17 protein-coding genes are annotated in these 17,547 nt (G+C 65.2%); 6 read left to right on the top strand and 11 right to left on the bottom strand.

Annotated features, from left to right (window positions below):
• Nucleotides 1-82: 82 nt before the first annotated feature.
• Both IVA75_RS08460 and IVA75_RS08455 read right to left on the bottom strand, forming a co-directional pair.
• On the bottom strand, nt 83-1,024 hold the full coding sequence (locus tag IVA75_RS08460; RefSeq protein ID WP_247282590.1) for an SMP-30/gluconolactonase/LRE family protein: 942 nt from the start codon (nt 1,022-1,024) through the stop codon (nt 83-85).
• The gene (locus IVA75_RS08455; RefSeq protein ID WP_247282589.1) at nt 981-3,053 is read right to left on the bottom strand and encodes a PQQ-dependent sugar dehydrogenase; all 2,073 of its coding nucleotides are present in this window, start codon (nt 3,051-3,053) and stop codon (nt 981-983) included. The genes IVA75_RS08460 and IVA75_RS08455 overlap by 44 nt, the downstream gene beginning before the upstream one ends.
• Nucleotides 3,054-3,259: 206 nt before the next feature.
• Here IVA75_RS08455 and IVA75_RS08450 point away from each other — a divergent pair, with 206 nt between their 5' ends.
• From IVA75_RS08450 to IVA75_RS08440, 3 genes are all read left to right on the top strand, one after another.
• Nucleotides 3,260-3,493, top strand: coding sequence for a hypothetical protein (locus tag IVA75_RS08450; protein ID WP_007606355.1), 234 nt, complete (start codon nt 3,260-3,262; stop codon nt 3,491-3,493).
• A 9-nt stretch (nt 3,494-3,502) separates the two neighbouring features.
• Nucleotides 3,503-3,679, top strand: a complete 177-nt coding sequence (locus IVA75_RS08445; protein WP_197031156.1) for a hypothetical protein — start codon at nt 3,503-3,505, stop codon at nt 3,677-3,679.
• A 281-nt stretch (nt 3,680-3,960) separates the two neighbouring features.
• Nucleotides 3,961-5,550 carry a gamma-glutamyltransferase gene (locus IVA75_RS08440; RefSeq protein WP_247282588.1) on the top strand — a complete coding sequence of 530 codons (1,590 nt, stop codon included), beginning with the start codon at nt 3,961-3,963 and terminating at the stop codon, nt 5,548-5,550.
• A gap of 2 nt (nt 5,551-5,552) precedes the next feature.
• On the opposite strand, the gene IVA75_RS08435 is transcribed toward IVA75_RS08440, so the two are convergent.
• From IVA75_RS08435 to IVA75_RS08420, 4 genes are read right to left on the bottom strand one after another with little or no spacing between them, the layout of a single operon-like run.
• On the bottom strand, nt 5,553-6,839 hold the full coding sequence (locus tag IVA75_RS08435; protein WP_247282587.1) for an FAD-binding oxidoreductase: 1,287 nt from the start codon (nt 6,837-6,839) through the stop codon (nt 5,553-5,555).
• Between the two features lie 12 nt (nt 6,840-6,851).
• Entirely contained in the window at nt 6,852-7,583 is a 732-nt protein-coding gene (locus tag IVA75_RS08430) for an amino acid ABC transporter ATP-binding protein (RefSeq protein ID WP_027568180.1), read from the bottom strand.
• Nucleotides 7,580-8,233 carry an amino acid ABC transporter permease gene (locus IVA75_RS08425; protein ID WP_007600584.1) on the bottom strand — a complete coding sequence of 218 codons (654 nt, stop codon included), beginning with the start codon at nt 8,231-8,233 and terminating at the stop codon, nt 7,580-7,582. The genes IVA75_RS08430 and IVA75_RS08425 overlap by 4 nt, the downstream gene beginning before the upstream one ends.
• Nucleotides 8,234-8,264: 31 nt before the next feature.
• Nucleotides 8,265-9,023 carry an ABC transporter substrate-binding protein gene (locus IVA75_RS08420; RefSeq protein ID WP_247282586.1) on the bottom strand — a complete coding sequence of 253 codons (759 nt, stop codon included), beginning with the start codon at nt 9,021-9,023 and terminating at the stop codon, nt 8,265-8,267.
• A 180-nt stretch (nt 9,024-9,203) separates the two neighbouring features.
• Between IVA75_RS08420 and IVA75_RS08415 the strand changes: the two genes are divergently transcribed.
• Nucleotides 9,204-9,878, top strand: coding sequence for an XRE family transcriptional regulator (locus IVA75_RS08415; protein WP_247282585.1), 675 nt, complete (start codon nt 9,204-9,206; stop codon nt 9,876-9,878).
• Nucleotides 9,879-9,985: 107 nt separating this feature from the next.
• Here the strand turns inward: IVA75_RS08415 and IVA75_RS08410 are convergent, their stop codons facing one another.
• Nucleotides 9,986-11,251: a D-amino acid dehydrogenase gene (locus IVA75_RS08410; RefSeq protein WP_247282584.1), complete on the bottom strand. Its 1,266-nt coding sequence runs from the start codon at nt 11,249-11,251 to the stop codon at nt 9,986-9,988.
• A 70-nt stretch (nt 11,252-11,321) separates the two neighbouring features.
• Complete coding sequence (locus IVA75_RS08405) at nt 11,322-12,650, bottom strand: aspartate aminotransferase family protein (RefSeq protein ID WP_007600575.1); 1,329 nt, start codon at nt 12,648-12,650, stop codon at nt 11,322-11,324.
• Between the two features lie 149 nt (nt 12,651-12,799).
• Between IVA75_RS08405 and IVA75_RS08400 the strand changes: the two genes are divergently transcribed.
• On the top strand, nt 12,800-13,348 hold the full coding sequence (locus IVA75_RS08400; RefSeq protein WP_007606338.1) for a cupin domain-containing protein: 549 nt from the start codon (nt 12,800-12,802) through the stop codon (nt 13,346-13,348).
• A 140-nt stretch (nt 13,349-13,488) separates the two neighbouring features.
• A complete protein-coding gene (locus tag IVA75_RS08395) occupies nt 13,489-13,641 on the top strand; it encodes a hypothetical protein (RefSeq protein ID WP_197031157.1) in 153 nt (50 codons plus the stop codon).
• 42 nt (nt 13,642-13,683) lie between these two features.
• Here the strand turns inward: IVA75_RS08395 and IVA75_RS08390 are convergent, their stop codons facing one another.
• The 3 genes from IVA75_RS08390 to IVA75_RS08380 are packed head-to-tail and all read right to left on the bottom strand — an operon-like array spanning nt 13,684 to nt 17,481.
• Nucleotides 13,684-15,939, bottom strand: coding sequence for a xanthine dehydrogenase family protein molybdopterin-binding subunit (locus IVA75_RS08390; RefSeq protein WP_247282583.1), 2,256 nt, complete (start codon nt 15,937-15,939; stop codon nt 13,684-13,686).
• Nucleotides 15,926-16,987, bottom strand: a complete 1,062-nt coding sequence (locus IVA75_RS08385; RefSeq protein WP_247282582.1) for a xanthine dehydrogenase family protein subunit M — start codon at nt 16,985-16,987, stop codon at nt 15,926-15,928. The genes IVA75_RS08390 and IVA75_RS08385 overlap by 14 nt, the downstream gene beginning before the upstream one ends.
• Nucleotides 16,984-17,481 carry a 2Fe-2S iron-sulfur cluster-binding protein gene (locus IVA75_RS08380; RefSeq protein WP_247282581.1) on the bottom strand — a complete coding sequence of 166 codons (498 nt, stop codon included), beginning with the start codon at nt 17,479-17,481 and terminating at the stop codon, nt 16,984-16,986. Before IVA75_RS08380 ends, IVA75_RS08385 begins: the two co-directional genes overlap by 4 nt.
• Nucleotides 17,482-17,547: the final 66 nt, after the last annotated feature.

Raw genomic sequence — 17,547 nt, 5'->3', positions numbered from 1 at the left:
TCCCCGCGGCGGAGAGATGCAAGCAAGAAGAATGCCGCCCCTGTCGCACCGCCCTGCGCCGCAAGCAGATCGCTCGTGAAGCTCAGCAGCGCCCGCGCTGAAGGCAGTGCTCGCGGCCCTCCTGGTCGGTGCGGAAAGCCTCGACGAAGCCGCCCTGACGCTGGGTGACGAAGATCGTCTTGCCGTCGCTGCCGCCGAAGGCAAGATTGGTCGGCTCCTTCGCCCGCAGCGCGATCTCCCGCTCGACCGCGCCATTGGCCTTCATCAACGTGATCGTGCCCTTGAGGATGCGCGCGACGTAGAGGCGGCCAGCGACATCGGTGCGCAGGCCGTCGACGGTGTCGGGCTGAAACGCCTTGACGAGTTTTGGACTGGTGAGCTCGTTGCCGCCGATTGTGTAGGACCAGATCTGGCCACTACTGGATTCCCCGACATAGAGCGTCTTGTCATCAGGGCTGAGATCGATGCCGTTGGTCGTGCCCATCGCGCGCGGCGCCGACATGAGCTGTCCCTGCACCGTTCCGTCGGTTCCCTTCGCGATGCGCCAGATGTGGCCTTCGCGACCTTTCCAGTTCGGATCGCTCGCGTAGATCGCGCCGTCGCGGGCGATGGTGATGTCGTTGGGCTGGTTCATCTCGTCGGAGTGAAACCAGATGGCGGGCTCGGTCGATCCCTTCGGGATCGCGAAGATGTTGTGCTTCTTGTAGTCGGCGATGAACATGGTGCCGTCGCGCGCGAAGCGGATGGCATTGCCGACGCTGCCCTCGGGCAAAGCCGTGAACGACTCGGACGCCGCGCCGCCGACAGGCAGCTTGCCGATGGTGCCGGGCTTGCCGAAATTGACGACGAAGAGATTGCCGTCGAGATCGGCGGCCGGCCCTTCGATTCCGAAGGTGTATTCGCCTGATGGCGTCACCTGCACGCTTTCGAACAGCTTTGTTTCTGCTCGGGCCGGCGCCGTCGCAAGGACAAAAACAACGCTACTGCACAGGCACCAGAAATTCCTGCCGGATGTAATAGCCATCGCCGTCGCTGCACTCGCCATTCAGATAGGGATCGGCCGGCCGGAAGAAGCGGCTGAAGCCGGGTTTGTCTACAGCGTTCCTTTGTGTCACGACGACGACCTTGGCGGCCGGTATTTCGCCGCATTCCTTGTTGGTTTTGCCAAAGAACTTGCGCTGCGGCGGGCCGGACCTGATCCGCATCCGGAGGCCTGGAACCATTTTTGACACCAGCAGATCCGCCGTCTCGAGCAGGCGCGTGTAACCAGGCTCGGCCTTCGGCAGGCCTTCGCCACCCGGCGGCATCAGCTTCTCCGCGCCTAACCCGCGAAGCCGCGTGCGCAACTTGCCGGAGTCGGGATCACCAGGATAGATCCAGCCATCCTGCGCCAGCATGAAGCGAAGCACCGTCGCGTCCTTCTGAGCGTCAGATTGGCCCGGCTTCAGGCCGAAATCCGAGTGACAGCCGACGCAATGCTTTTCGACGAGGCCCTTGCGCAAATTGGTGAGCCGGACGCTGTTCGGCGCGTCCCTGGCCACGAAGACCGCCAGTTGATCGATCAGCGCCTGGCTCCGCATGTCGCAGGGCAACGGCGGCGGCGCATCGCCCGCGGCGCGGTCGATCCGGATCACGGTCTGGTTCTTGTCCTCGACCAGCCAGATGGCGCCGTCCTCCGCGACCGTCATGCCGACCGGGGCGCCTTGCGGCCGGGCGCCGTTGACGCGGTGCCAGCCTGCGATCAGTTCCTCGAACGGCGCGGCGGCGACGCCGCCGCCCTCGGTCTGAAAGCTGTGGGTCGGATCGGCCGCGCAGCTGACATGATAAGACACCGGCGCCGGGACGGGCTTCGGGAAGCCGTGGTCGTCGACGTCATAGACGATGACGCGGCTGCCGGTCGGGCGATAGCCATGCAGGCCAACCAGCAGCTTGCCTTCGAGCTCCGGAAATTTCGCCCCGTGATAATAGAGCATCGCGAGCGGCGCGCCGTGCGGTGGAAGCAGCGAGAACGGCGCCTTGTAGAGAGCGTTGGCGGTGCACAGCGCTTTGTAGACCCCCGACTGCAACACGATCCTGAATTCGGGACTGGGCGTCGACAGATCGTAGCAATAAGGCCAGCCGTAATGCCTGCCCGGCTCGATCGCGTTGATCTCCTCGTTCGGCTTGAAAATGTCGGGCAGGTCGCGGCCGTTCTCGCCTTGCAGGAAGGCATAACCCGCATCGGGGAAGCTCGGATGCAGTGCCAGCGCCATCGAGTTGCGCAGGCCGCGCGCATAGACGCTGTGCGGCGGGTCGGTCTCGCCAGGCTTCAACGCCGGAAAGATACCGCCCGGTGGCGGCGTGAACAGCCAGATCGATGCCATCGCGGAAGCGCCCTCGGCCGCCGCGCAAGATCTCGTGATCGGCGCCGGCGTGATGCAGTCGTCGCTGTGCGAGCCGACATTGACGAACAGCCGGCCGTTCTTATCAAAGACAAACTGCTTGAGTGGATGCGCGCTCTCGTCGAGCCTGGTGCCGTCGGGCAATGTGATCCGGCGGCCGGGCATGTGACGGACGATGGCCTCGACCGTGTCGCGCGGATTGTCGGCGAGCGGATCGAACCGGAATATCGTCTCCGCGCTCGAGGCATAGAGCTTCTTGTCCGGGCCGATCACCAGGCCGAACGGATACTCGATTGCAGTCAGCAGCTCCTTGAACCGCTGTCCCTGGGGAGCGCGCGGGTCGAGCAACAGCAGCCGACCATCGGTATGGCCCCAGCCCGCCATGTCGGCGACCACGAACAGGTCACGACCGGGCACCTGGATGATCGAGCGCGGGAATTTCAGCCGATCCTCCTCGCTGGCGACGAGGCCGGCGCAAAATCCCGCCTTCATGTCGATCTGGATTTTTGGAAAAGCCAGATCGACACTGCCACAGGTCTCCGTGCCGATCGCATAGCCGCTCTTGCGGACCGGTTCTGATGAGCCTACCGAGGTGAGGGTCAGGAGGACCACCAAGGCGCCCGCGCATGCGCGCAGGCTTCGGCTTTCACGCCAGAATGTGAGGTGGTTCACGGCGCCTCCCGGACTTTCCGTCCAGGGTTGTTCCATGCCGTGGGAATGCCGTCCAGTTGATCAACACCCCCTTGTGATCAAACCGGCAGGGGGCTTGGCGCCGACCAATCTCCGTAGATTCCCTTACCGGGCTCGACCCGAATGTTTCGCGAAGGCTTGGAATGGTATCGGTTTGCCGTCCCAATCGCTCCCAATAGGAGACGCATATGGTCCAGGTCTATTTTCACTGCTCCAACTTGGACGGCACGCTGATCGATCGCAGCGGCACAGCCGTGACCAACCTGACCGAGGCGCGCGACCGTGCCGCCCAGATCATGAACGCGATGATCCTGACGCCCGGCGCTGAGGATTGGCGCGACTGGGTGATCCATGTCAGCGGCTCCGACGGCGAGGAGATCTTCGATCTCCCCTTCACTGCCATGCTCGGCAAGCCGCACTGAGGCGATGCCATGTTGCTCGCGTCCCTGACCCTGCTCCGCCAGCCCCTGAACTTCGTCGCCAGCAAATGGCAGACGCTGATGCGGGTCGCGGGCAATCCCTACCGCCCCGAGCTTCACTACATGCGCGGGCCTGGCCCGAAATGGCACGCCAAGTATCAGGCCAGCCGGCTGGATCGCGCGCGCTGAGCCCTGCGGCTCCTGCTTCCCACTGATCGGTTTCTCAATGCGTCATGCCCGGGCATAGCCGTCCGAAGGACGGCGTCGCTTCCGCTCGCCTATGTCCCGGGCATTCTCGTCTTGGCATCTACGTCTTGCCGACTGCGCCTCCCCCGCCTGTTTCACACCAGCCATGCCACGCCGCCCTTTCGATGTTCTCGGTGGGGGCGATGTGCCATTCTTCGCGCGTTCCGCCGAATGCGGAACTCAGCGCAACGAAGCCAAACCGAAGACAGCACACAGACATCATCATGCCGCACCAGTTCAGCCACGCCCAAACCGTCCGCAAGCCCGCCATCACATCCAAAGGCGGCATCGTCGCCGCACAATCGCGGCGGGCGGCCGAAGTGGGGGCGCAAGTGCTGGCAGCGGGCGGCGACTGCGTGGATGCGATCGTCGCCACCACCTTCGCGCTCAACGTGCTGGAGCCCTGGAACAGCGGCATGGGCGGCGGCGGCGCGATGGTGCTCTACCGTGCCGCGGAAAATCGCTATGAGGTGATCGACTACGGCATGTGCGCGCCGCAAAGCCTGCGCACCGCAGACTATCCGCTCAGCGGCGAAGGTGCGGCTTCCGACCTGTTTCCCTGGCAGCGGGTCAAGGACGACCGCAATATCCACGGCCCCGGCTCGATCGCCGTGCCCGGAGTCGTCGCCGGCATGGAGGAGGCGCATCGCTGCCACGCCAGGCTGCCGTGGAAAGATCTTGTCGCGCCGGCCGTCGCCCTCGCCGGTGAAGGCCTGCTGGTCGACTGGTGGACCACGCTGACGATCGCGGCATCGGCGGCCGATCTTCGGCGCTATCCGGGAAGCGCGGCCACGTTCCTGAAGGATGGCCTGCCGCCGAGCGCGCCATGGGGCATCAAGTCCGAGACGCGGCTGCCGCTGGACGCGCTGAAGGTGACACTGGCGCACCTCGCCGACGCCGGTCCGCGCGATTTCTATCAGGGCGACCTCGCCAGAAGCATCGCGTCCGACATCAAGGCTGACGGCGGCGCGCTATCGGTGGAGGACCTCGCCGCGTTCCGAGCCCATCTGCGCGATCCGCTGGCGATCCCCTATCGCGGCGGCAAGGTGTTTGCGACGCCGGAGCTGACGGCCGGACCGACCATGGCGCATGCGCTGCGCCTGTTGCAGCAGAACCTGAAGCCGGGAAGCGCGCCCGATGCAACCACCTACGCCGAATATGCCGCCGCGCTGCAATCGGCTTATCGCGAGCGGCTCAAGGATATGGGGGATGCCGACGGCAAGCGCTCGCTCGGCGCGGACTATCTGGCGCCCTCCTGCACCACGCACTTCTCCGTGGTCGACCGCCACGGCAACATCGCGGCGGTGACGCAGACGCTGCTGTCGTCCTTCGGCTCGAAATACGTCACGCCGCACACCGGCATCGCCATGAACAACGGCATCATGTGGTTCGACCCGATGCCGGGCACCACCAACTCGCTCGCCCCAGGCAAGCGCTGTCTCACCAACTACACGCCTGTCATCGCCGAGGCCAAGGACGGCAGACGGCTCGCGGTCGGCGCCTCCGGCGGTCGCCGCATCCTGCCGTCGGTGATGCAGATCGTGTCGTTTGCGATGGATTTCGGCATGGATCTCGATGCCGCGATCCACCAACCGCGCATCGACGCCAGCGAAGGCGCGATCGTGATCGGCGATACCAGGTTGCCGGCGGACACACGTGAGACGCTCGCGGCGCGATTCGACTATGAGGAAGCACGGGTGCAGTCCTTGCCGCAGAAGTTCGCCTGCCCGAGCGTCGTGATGCGCGACGGCGACACCAATTCCGGCGCGGTCGAGATCTTCCAGCCCTGGGCCGACGCGGTGGCGGAGGGCTGAGCCTAGATCCCCAGCCGGTCGCGCACGCGACCAGCGATCACTGCCGTCGTCACGCCGACCGGCCAGAAGGCATGCATCGGGATCGGCTTGATGCCGGTGACGGGCATGTCGATCTCGGCCTTGGCGCCGCCGATCAGACGCCGCGCCAGCTGCGCGCCCATCGCGGTCGAGAGCGCGACGCCGCGGCCATTGCAGCCGAGCGAGATCAGGATGTTGTCCGCGGGCTCGTGCACATGCGGGTAATGATCCGCGGTGATGGCGAGCCGGCTGTTCCAGCCATGGGTCCAGGCAACGCCCTTGAGCTGCGGCCATAGCCGCTCGGCGTATCGCATGAGATAGGCGACGTCGCGCGGCGAACTGATCCAGCGCATCGGCCCGCGGCCGCCCATCAAGAGGCGGTTCTGCTGATCGATGCGGTAATAGACGGTGATGTGGCCGCTCTCGTAAAGGACGGGACGCGTCGGCATGATCGAACGGGCCACGTCGTCAGACAGCGGGGCCGTGGCCGCGATCGAGGAAAACACCGGCACGATGGTGCGGCGAAGCGCCGGCCAGAGATCGTCGGTAAAACCGTTGGTCGCGAGCAGCACCTTGTCGGCATGCACCAGCGCGCGCGGCGTCTCGATGCGCCAGCGGCTGCCTTCCCGGCGCAACGATAGTGCCGGTGTTTCGCCATGGATTTTCGCGCCTGCGGAAATCGCGGCGCGCGAGAGGCCGCGGGCATAGCTCAGGGGATGCAGGTCGCCGCCGCGGGTATCGAACATGGCGCCGATGTAGCGATCCGTGCCGGTCATCTCGCGCAATTGCTCGCGATTGAGGTACGACACCGGCATGCCACGGGCGATGCATTGCCGCGCGGTTGTCTCGATCGCGGCGGCGCTGGCCTCGTTATAGGCCGCGCGCAGCGTACCGTTCTGCCGCGCTTCGCACGGGATCTGGTAGCGGCGGATCAAATCGTGGGTGAAATTCGTCGTGCCGTAGGAGAAGTCGATCATGCGGCGGCCGAGTTCGACGCCGAAATCCGCCTCGATCTGATCGGGGTCGTGCTTCAGTCCCGGATTGGTGTGACCGCCATTGTTGCCGGATGCGCCCCAGCCCGGCTCCTGCGCCTCCAGCACCAGTGCCTCGACACCCTGCTCCGCCAGATGCAACGCGGTGGACAGGCCGGTGTAGCCGCCGCCGATAATGGCGACCGAGACCCTCTTGTCGATTTCGAGCGGCGGCGTAGCCACCGGCGCAACGGCGGTGTCGGCATAGAGAGACGGCGGCAGAGGCAGGCGCGTGGTCATGGCGAAGGCCGATCAGAGCGGATGCAGCACGCGGCGCAGAAAATCCTGCGTCCGCGCATGCTGCGGTTGGTTGAGCACCGATTTCGCCGGTCCCTGCTCGACGATGACGCCGCCGTCGATGAACAGCACGCGGTCGGCGACGTCGCGGGCAAAGCCCATCTCGTGGGTGACGACGACCATGGTCATGCCGTCGTCGGCGAGCTTGCGCATCACGCCGAGAACGTCGCCGACCAATTCAGGATCGAGCGCCGAGGTCGGTTCGTCGAACAGGATGGCCTTGGGCTGCATCGCCAGCGCCCGCGCGATCGCGACGCGTTGCTGCTGGCCGCCGGAGAGCTGCGGCGGATGTTCGTTGGCTTTCTCGGCAAGGCCCACCTGGGCGAGCAGCGCGCGGCCACGCTCGAATGCGGCAGCGCGCGGCTCCTTCTTCACATAGAGCGGACCTTCGACCACGTTCTCCAGCACGGTCCGGTGCGGAAACAGGTTGAAGCGCTGGAACACCATCGAGACCTGGGTGCGGACTTGCACGATCGACGGCGCGTCGCGGTCGACCTTCAATCCCTCGACGCTGATCTCGCCGCGGTCGTAGCTTTCGAGACCGTTGATACAGCGCAAGATGGTGGACTTGCCGGAGCCGGAGGGGCCGACGATGCAGACCACCTCGCCCTTCTGGACGGACGCCGTGATGCCCTTGAGCACCTCGTTCTCGCCAAAGCTCTTGTGGACGTCGGTCAGCTCGATCATTTCTTGCCGGCCCGCTTCTCGAAGTGACGGACCAGCAGGATCAGCGGAATGCTCATGGTGAGATACATCAGCGCAACCATCGTAAACACGTTGGTGTTCTTGAAGGTCGAGGACGCGATCAGCTTGCCCTGAAGGGCGAGCTCGGCGACCGTGATGGTCGAGGCCTGCGAGGAATCCTTCAGCATCATGATCATGACGTTGCCGTAGGGCGGCAGCACGATGCGCACCGCCTGCGGCAGCACGACCCGGCGCATGGTCAGCCACCAGCCCATGCCGATCGATTGCGCCGCCTCGATCTGCCCCTTGTCGATGGCCTCGATGCCGGCGCGGAAATTTTCCGCCTGATAGGCCGAGTAGGCGATGCCGAGCCCGAGGATCGCGGCCTGCAACGCGCTGAGCGTGACGCCGAGATCAGGCATCACGAAGTAGAGGTAGAACAACAGCACGATGATCGGAATGCCGCGGATCACGTTGATCAGGCTGGCGCTGAGCAGCGACAGGACGCGGATGCCGGAGACCCGCATCATCGCCCAGACGAGGCCAAGCACCGTCGAGAGCAGCAGCGAGCCGATGGTGACGACGATCGTCAGCACGACGCCGCTCATCAGGATCGGAAAGAATTCGGCCGCGTCGTGCCAGAAGCCTTTCATCGATCAGCTTTCATCGATTGGCCGCTGGCGATCAACCCTGTGCCTTCAGACCCCATTTATCGAGGATCTTGTCGATGGTGCCGTTGGCCTTCAGCTTGGCGAGGGAGGCATTGATCTTGCCGAGCAGCGCGGCTTCGCCCTTGCGCACGCCGATGCCGACCGAGCCGACGGTGACGGGCTTGTAGCCGTCGACCAGGCGCACCTCGGGGAAGCCGCCCTGCTTCAGATTGTAGGCGAGGATCGGATAGTCGGCGTAACCGGCCTTGAGGCGGCCGGTGTTCACGTCGCGCAGGATGTCGGGAATGGTGTCGTAGGCCTTGACGTCGGCGAACAGGCCGGACTTCTTCAGCGCGTCGACGAAGGCGGTGCCGACTTGGGCGCCGACCGTCTCACCCTTCAGATCGTCCTGGGTGGCGTAGGCCTTGGTGTCGCTCTTCGGGACCACGAGGCCTTCGCCATAGGTGTAGATCGGGTCGGAGAAGTCGACGACCTCCTTGCGCGGCGCCGTGATGAACATCGCGGCCGCAATGATGTCGATCTTGCTCGATGTCAGCGACGGGATCAGCGCCGAGAACTGCATCGGCTCGATCTGCACGTTGAAGCCGGCATCCTTGCCCACTTCAGTGACGAGATCGACCATGATGCCCTGGATGGAATTGGTCTTGGTGTCGAGGAAGGTGAAGGGAATGCCTGTCGGCGTCGAGCCGACCTTCAGCACTTGCTGCGCCGAAGCCGGCGCTGCTGCGGCAATCGCGAGTGCCGCGACCGCGGCGAGACCAAAACGCTTCATCGCATCCCCCTTGGGCCCGGCCGATGGCGGCGCTCGCAGATCTCGTCATCGCAGACGTTGCGGGCCAAGCCGTTTCGGCCTATTTTCACCAGTATGAAAATTTGGTCACACTTTCACGACCGTTGCAAGCGGTTTTCATGCACATGAAGGAAGCGGATTGACGTGAGCGGTGGCAAGAGAATGCGCAGACCGGCCGCCGCAAAGCCGGCGAAGAAGGTGCAGATAAAGGTGAAGGTGAAAGCCAAGGCCAGCACCAGCGCTTTCGCGAAAGCGGGCGAGCCGGCGATGGATGTCGCGGTCGGCCGCCGCATCCGCGATCTCAGGCGGATCAGGCAATTCTCGCTCGAGACGGTCGCTTCGCGCACGGAGCTGTCGATCGGCTTCCTCAGCCAGATCGAGCGCGGCCTGTCGTCGCCGTCGCTGCGCGTGCTGGCCACGCTCGCCGACGTGCTCGGCGTCGGCATCGCCGCGCTGTTCGGCGCGAGCCCGAACGCCGACGGTGCGTCAGATCAGGTCGTCACGCGCGGGCTGCAACGGCCCGAACTGAAGCTCTGGCGCACCGGCGTGTCGAAGCAATTACTGAGCCCGGCCAGCGCCGACAACCGGCTCAATCTGTTCCTGGTACATCTGGAGCCCGGCGGCTCCACCGGCGACGAGCTCTACACCCATGACGGCGAAGAAGCCGGCCTCGTGCTCGAAGGCGAGATGATGCTGACGGTGGACAGCGAGACATGGTCGCTGAAGACAGGCGACAGTTTTCGGTTTGCAAGCCGACGGCCGCACCGATTTTCAAATCCGGCCGAGGATGCCAAGGCGGTGGTGCTGTGGGTAAATTGCGTGACGGGGACGGGGTAGCGGCAGCGGTCATTGCGAGCGAAGCGAAGCAATCCAGACTCTGACTGCGGAGACACTCTGGATTGCTTCGTCGCAAGTGCTCCTCGCAATGACGGGAGGATAGAGTCTTAACCGAACCGGTACTTGTACCGGTCCACCGTCAGCGCACTCACATCAATGTCCGGCTTCTTGCCCGACAGCATGTCGGCGAGCACGCGGCCGGAGCCGCAGGACATGGTCCAGCCGAGCGTGCCGTGGCCGGTGTTGAGGTGAAGGTTGGCGTACTGCGTCGGGCCGATCACGGGCGGGCCGTCCGGCGTCATCGGGCGCAGGCCGCTCCAGAACGTTGCCTTGGAGAGATCGCCGCCGCGCGGAAACAGATCGGTCAGCGAGTGATCGAGCGTGGCGCGCCGCGCCTCGTAGAGCTGGCTCGAGAAGCCGGAGATTTCGGCGGTGCCGCCGACGCGGATGCGATTGCCGAGGCGCGTGATGGCGACCTTGTAGCTCTCGTCCATCACGGTCGATTCCGGCGCGCCGGAAGCGTCCTTGATCGGCACCGTGATCGAATAGCCCTTCACGGGATAGACCGGCAGCGAAATATCGAGCGGCGCGACCAGCCGCGACGACCAGCTTCCGAGCGCGAGCACGTAAGCGTCGGCCTGCAACATTCCGGCGCTGGTCACGACGCCGCTGACGCGCTCGCCGTCGGTGACGATGCGGTCGATACCGGTGTTGAACATGAAGCGCACGCCGAGCGCTTCGGCATGCTTGGCCAGCGCCTGCGTGAACATGTGACAATCGCCGGTCTCGTCCTGCGGCAAGCGCAGTCCGCCCGCGAACTTCTCCTTCACGCCCGCCAGCGCCGGCTCGGCCGCGATGCAGCCCTCACGGCTGAGCACCTCGAACGGCACACCGTATTGCTTGAGCACGGCGATGTCCTCACCGGTGCCGTCGAGCTGCGATTGGTAGCGGAATAGCTGCAGCGTGCCCTGCGAGCGCTCGTCATATTGAATGCCGATGTCGCGGCGCAGGTCGCGCAGGCAATCGCGACTATATTCCGCGATCGGGATCATCCGGCTCTTGTTGATCGCGTAGCGTTCGCTGGTGCAATTGCGCAGCATCTTGAGCAGCCAGACCCACATCACGGGATCGAGCTTCGGCCGGATCACCAGCGGGCCGTGCTTCATCAGCAGCCATTTGACCGCCTTCACCGGTACGCCGGGACCGGCCCAGGGCGAGGAATAGCCGGGCGACACCTCGCCGGCATTGGCAAAGGAGGTCTCGAGCGCCGGTTCGGGCTGACGGTCGACGACCGTCACCTCGTGGCCGGCACGCGCGAGGTAGTAGGCAGAGGTGACACCGATGACACCGCTGCCGAGGATCAGAACTTTCACGCTTGGTCAAACTCCCGCGGCATCACGCTCGCCGCTGCAAGAGGGAACTCCGCAACGGCGAGAGCAATTATCAGGCCACCCGCTTGATGGCATCGCCGAGGATCGACACGATATCGTCGATGTGGCTCTTCTCGACGATGAGCGGAGGCGACAGCGCAAAGCTATCCCCGCTCATGCGGAAGTACAGCCCGCGATTGAAGCAGTCGACCATGACGTCATAGCCACGCACGCCGACCGTACCGTCACGCGGCGACAACTCGACCGCGCCCATCAGGCCGCAATTGCGGATATCGACGACATTGGGCAGGCCCTTCAGCGAATGCAGCGCATCGCGCCAATATTCGGAGATCGAGGCACCGCGCGTCAGCAGGCCTTCGTCCTTGTAGATGTCGAGCGTCGCGATGCCCGCGGCGCAGGCGACCGGATGCGCCGAATAGGTATAGCCGTGGAACAGCTCCATCGCGTTCTCCGGGCCGACCATCAGGCCGTCGTGAACCTTGCGGCTCGCGAACACGGCGCCGCAGGGAATGGTGCCGTTGGTGATGCCCTTGGCCGTCGTCATCATGTCAGGCGTGACGCCGAAGAAATTGGCGGCGAACGGCGTGCCGAGGCGGCCGAAGCCGGTGATGACCTCGTCGAAGATCAGGAGGATGCCGTGCTTGTCGCAGATCTCACGCAGGCGCTGGAGATAGCCCTTCGGCGGCGGCAACACCGCAGTCGAGCCCGGCACCGGCTCGACGATGACGGCAGCAATGGTCTCGGCGCCGTGCAGGGCCACCAGCCGCTCGAGATCATCGGCGAGCTCGGCGCCATGCTCGGGCTGATCCTTGGCGAAGGCGTTGCGGGTGAGATCGTGGGTGTGGCGGATGTGGTCGACGCCCGGCAGCAGGGTGGCGAAGGCGCGGCGGTTGGCGACCATGCCGCCGACCGAGGTGCCGCCGAATCCGACGCCGTGATAGCCGCGCTCGCGGCCGATCAGGCGGGTGCGGCTCGCCTGGCCGTTGGCGCGATGATAGGCGAGCGCGATCTTCAGCGCGGTGTCGACCGACTCGGAGCCGGAATTGGTGAAGAAGATGCGATCGAGGCCCTTCGGCGCGATCTCGGCCAGACGCTCGGCGAAGTCGAATGCCAGCGGATGGCCCATCTGGAACGACGGTGCGAAATCCAGCGTCATCAGCTGGCGCTCGACGGCGGCGGCGATCTGCTTGCGGCCGTGGCCGGCATTGACGCACCAAAGGCCGGCGGAGGCGTCGATTACCTTGCGGCCGTCGACGGTAGTGTAGTGCATGCCCTCGGCCGAGGAGAACAGGCGGGGCGCCTTCTTGAACTGCCGGTTGGCCGTGAACGGCATCCAGAACGAATCGGTCTTGATGGTGTTCGGAATCTGATGAAGGGTCACGGGCCACGCTCCTTTGCTGACCTGGTACCAGAGGCACGGCTTGAAAACCGCAACAAGTCCTTTTCTGATGATCTGCAAGCCATTGATTTGACTAGGCCCGCCGGTCCATATTTGCGCGATCCGCACCACTTGCAACACGGGCCAGGGACATGAGCGTCGATATCGGTGGACGGCTGCGATTCATCCGGGCGCGCCAGAAGCTGTCGCAGCGCGAACTCGCCAAACGCGCCGGCGTCACCAATTCGACGATCTCGCTGATCGAATCCAACCAGATGAATCCGTCGGTGGGGGCACTCAAGCGCATCCTCGACGGCATTCCGATGGGGCTCGCCGAATTCTTCGCGCTGGAGCCGGAGAGCCGGCGCAAGATCTTCTACCGCGGCGAAGAGCTGACCGAGGTCGGCAAGAAGCCGATCTCCTACCGGCAAGTCGGCGACAATCTATTCGGTCGCAGCCTGCAGATCCTGAAGGAGCGCTATGAACCCGGCAGCGACACCGGACGCGTTCACCTCGTCCATGACGGCGAAGAAGGCGGCATCGTGATTTCAGGAAAGCTCGAAGTCACCGTCGAGGACGAGCGCCGCATCCTCAATCCGGGCGATGCCTATTACTTCGAGAGCCGTCGCCCGCATCGCTTCCGCTGCGTCGGCGGCAAGCCGTGCGAGGTGATCTCGGCCTGCACACCGCCGACGTTTTGACGTTGTCCGCAATCCTACGGAGCCACCGGTATCTTACGGAGGTTGAGCCATCTCAATTTCCGCAGCCTGATCCTCTATATGTTTCGAGCCATAGCCAAGCAGCCTCCGCTTTCCGGAGCCGCTTCGTAACAGGGCTCGCTATGAAGATCACGCTCGCAAATGCAGAGGCCGCACTCGATGAAGTGCAGCGCGACAGCGACAAGCTCCATTCGGAGGAGCTGCGCAAGACCATCGCGAATTACATCGAGTCGCAGCGAGAGGCTCTCAAGGCTCTTCGCAAGAAGCTGCACTAGCAGGCGGGGAGCGAGACGGGCTCGCCCGCCGCTGCTTGAAGGCTACGTCAGCAACTCCTCGATCCGGATCGGGAAGCGGCGGACACGCACGCCCGTCGCATGCCAGACGGCGTTAGCGACTGCCCCTGCACTGCCGGTGATGCCGATCTCGCCGACACCCTTGATGCCGAGCGCGTTCACGTGCGGATCGTGCTCATCGACCGTGATCACGTCGAGCGGCGGCACGTCGGCATTCACCGGGATATGGTACTCGCCGAGATTGGCGTTCATGATCCGGCCGGTGCGGCGGTCGGTGATTGCTTCCTCGTGCAAGGCGAAGGATAGGCCCCAGATCATGCCACCGAACAGCTGGCTCTGCACCATGCGCGGGTTGACGATCCGTCCCGCGGCGAAGGCGCCGAGCATGCGGGTGACGCGGACCTGGCCGAGTTCGGGATCGACCTTCACCTCCGCGAACACCGCGCCATGGGCGTGCATCGCATACTCCTCCATCGCCGCCGGATTCGGCGCGCCGGTGCCACGCGCCTCGACCTCGGCGACGCCGGCGCGCGCCAGAATCTCGGAATAGCTTTCGCCGCGGCTCTCGTCGTCGCGCCGGATCAACCTGCCATCGCGCGCGATCACGCCGGCGTTGCCGGCGCCGAACAGCGGCGAGTGCTCGTCACCGGTGGCGAGATCGGCGAGTTTCGCAATCACGGCCGCGCCTGCGCTGTGGATCGCAGCACCCGCGGTTGCCGTATGTGCCGAGCCGCCGGCAATGCCGGCATCGGGCAGGTCGGACGACCCCGCCTTGAACTCGACGCGATCGATATCAAGCCCGAGTTCGTCGGCCGCAATCTGCGCAAGCGCCGTCCAGGCGCCCTGCCCCATGTCATGCGCGCCGATTTCCATGGCGCCGGAGCCGTCGCGGCGAAGCACCGCACGTGCCTCGGCCTGGAACATGAGCGCCGGGAACGTCGCGGTGCCCATGCCCCAGCCAACCAGAAGACCATCGTCGTCGCGCATCTGCCGCGGCTGGAGCGGTCGCTTCGCCCAGCCGAAGCGCGCAGCGCCTTGCTCGTAGCAGGCGCGCAGCGCCTTGGACGAGAACGGTTTGCCGGTGATGGGCTCGACCTCGGCATAGTTCTTCAGACGAAAGGCGAGCGGATCGAGGCCGCAGTCCCAAGCCATCTCGTCGATCGCGCTCTCCAGCGCGATCGAGCCGGTCGCCTCGCCGGGCGCGCGCATGAACAAAGGCGTGCCGGTGTTGACACGCACGGCGTCATGCGAGGTGCGGATCGCAGGTGCCGCATAGAGCGTGTGCGAGGCATCGGCCGCGGGCTCGTAGAAATCGTCGAACGTGCTCGACACGGTGCGCGCGTGGTGATCCAGCGCTGTCAGGCGCCCCTCGCCATCGGTGCCGATGCGCAGTCGCTGCCGCGTCGGCGCGCGATGGCCGACCGGGCCGTACATCTGCTCGCGGCGCAGCACCAGCTTGACCGGTTTGCCGACGAGCTTTGCCGCCATGATGCCGAGGACCGGCGGGCCGGCCATGAGTCCCTTCGAGCCAAACCCGCCGCCGAGGAACGGGCTGCGGATGTGGATCTTGTCGTGCGCGATGCCGAACAATTCGGCGACGCGCGCAAGCGACAGCATGAGACCCTGGGTCGGCATGTCGATCTGCAGGTTGTCGCCATCCCATGCAGCCACGATCGCATGCGGCTCCATTGCGTTGTGATATTGCGGCGGCGTTTCGTAAACCGCGTCGATCCGCTTCTCGGCCGACGCAAGTCCCGCCTCCACATCGCCGCGATGATTTTCCGTGGGGTTGCCGACGCCGACGACCGGCGGCACGAAGCTTTCACCCGCGTCGAGGCCGATGAGCGCGGGCAGCGTCTCGTAGCGCGGCGCCAGCAGCGCGGCGCCTTCCGTGGCCGCCTCGAGCGTTTCGGCGATCACGACGGCGATCGGCTGGTTGGCGTAGCGAACTTCATTGCTCTGCAACACCTCCATCCGGAACACGAAAGGATTGGTCTTGATCTCGGGATCAATCGCGAGTTCAGGCTTGTGGTCTGGCGTCATGACATCGACGACGCCGGGGTGGCGCTTGGCAGCGCTGACATCGAGCGAGGTCACGCGGCCGCGCGAAATGCTGGCGACGGCCATCACCGCAAACAGCAAGCCGGGCGGATGATTGTCGGCGGCGTAGGTCGCCTGGCCTTGGACCTTAAGCACGCCGTCGCGGCGGGTCAGCGGCTGACCAATGCTGGAGCCATGGCGCAGATGAGCGGGCGCGCTGGTGAGATTAAGCTCGGGCATGAATGGCTCCGGACGTCGAGGCAAAGGGAGAGGCCGGCAGCGCGGGGATGCGCACGGGCGTACCGGCGGCAGCGAGGCTCAGCGCGCGCACGATGATGCGGCGCGCGAGCTCGATCTTGAAGGCGTTGTCGCCGGACGGTTTTGCGTCGGCTAGCGCGCGCGAGGCGGCTTCCTGGAAAGCGTCCACCGTGGGCGCGACGTTTCTGAGCACGTCCTCCCCAGCGCGGGCGCGCCAGGGCTTTGCGGCGACACCGCCGAGCGCAAGCCGCGCCTCCGCGATCTTGCCGTTCTCGATCCGCAGCGCGGCCGCAGCCGAGACGACGGCAAACGCGTAGGACGTTCGATCGCGGACCTTGAGATAGCGCACATGCGCGGCAAAGCCCCGCGCAGCGGGCGGCAGACGCACCGCCACGATCAGATCCCCCGGTTCAAGCGCCGATTCACGCTCGGGCGTATCTCCGGGCAAGCGATGAAGTTCGTCGAGCGCGATCTCGCGCCGCCCGCTCCTGCCTTCGATCTCGACGATGGCGTCAAGCGCGACCAAGGGTACGCAGAAGTCGGATGGGTGCGTTGCGATGCAGTTTTCGCTCCAGCCGAGCACGGCGTGGGTGCGGTTCTCGCCGTCACGCGCGTCGCAACCGCTGCCGGCCTCGCGCTTGTTGCAGCGGCTGGCGGTGTCATAGAAATACGCGCAGCGGGTCCGTTGCAGCAAATTGCCGCCGACGGTCGCGGCATTGCGCAATTGCGCCGATGCGCCGGAGAGCAGCGCTTCGGCGACGGCCGGATAGGACTTTGCGAAGTCGGCGTCATGCGCAAGATCGGCGTTGCTCACCAGTGCGCCGATACGCATACCACCGTCGGCGAGACGCTCGATCCGATCGAGGCCGTCGAGATGGGTGACGTCAACCAGACGATCCGGACGGCTGACGCCGCCCTTCATCAGATCGAGCAGATTAGTGCCGGCTGCGAGATAGGCGGCGCCCGGCTGCGCGGCGGCGGCGACGGCCTCGGCGACCGTGGCCGGCCTGACGTAATCAAACTGCTTCATGCGGAGCGCCTCTGGTTGGATTCGTCCATGCCGGCCTGCGCGTCGAGCACGGCATCGACGATGCCGGCATAGGCGCCGCAGCGGCACAGATTGCCGCTCATGCATTCGCGAATGCGCTCGGGATCGTTGCCGGCCTGCGCCTCGCTCATCATGCCGATCGCGCTCATGATCTGGCCGGGCGTGCAGAAGCCGCACTGAAATCCGTCATGGGCGATGAAGGCGGCCTGCACGGGGTGAAGTTGGTCGCCGCGCGCGATGCCTTCGATTGTGAGGATGTCGGCGCCGTCATGACTGATCGCGAGCGCGAGGCAGGAGTTGATGCGCTTGCCGTCGACGAGAATGGTGCAGGCGCCGCATTGGCCGCGGTCGCATCCCTTCTTGGTTCCGGTCAGATGGAGGCGCTCACGCAGGAGATCGAGCAGCGTGACGCGCGGATCGTCGAGGACGAAGTCGCGCCGCGCACCGTTCACGGTGAGGCTGATGGAGTGGTTCATATAAGGCTCCGATCAGATATGGACATGAGTGATCGCGCAGCGCGCCACCGCCGTGGCCGCCGTCGA

The organism is Bradyrhizobium sp. 134 (genome assembly GCF_023074155.1).
Lineage (GTDB): Bacteria > Pseudomonadota > Alphaproteobacteria > Rhizobiales > Xanthobacteraceae > Bradyrhizobium.
This window is presented reverse-complemented; position numbering and strand designations above follow the sequence as displayed.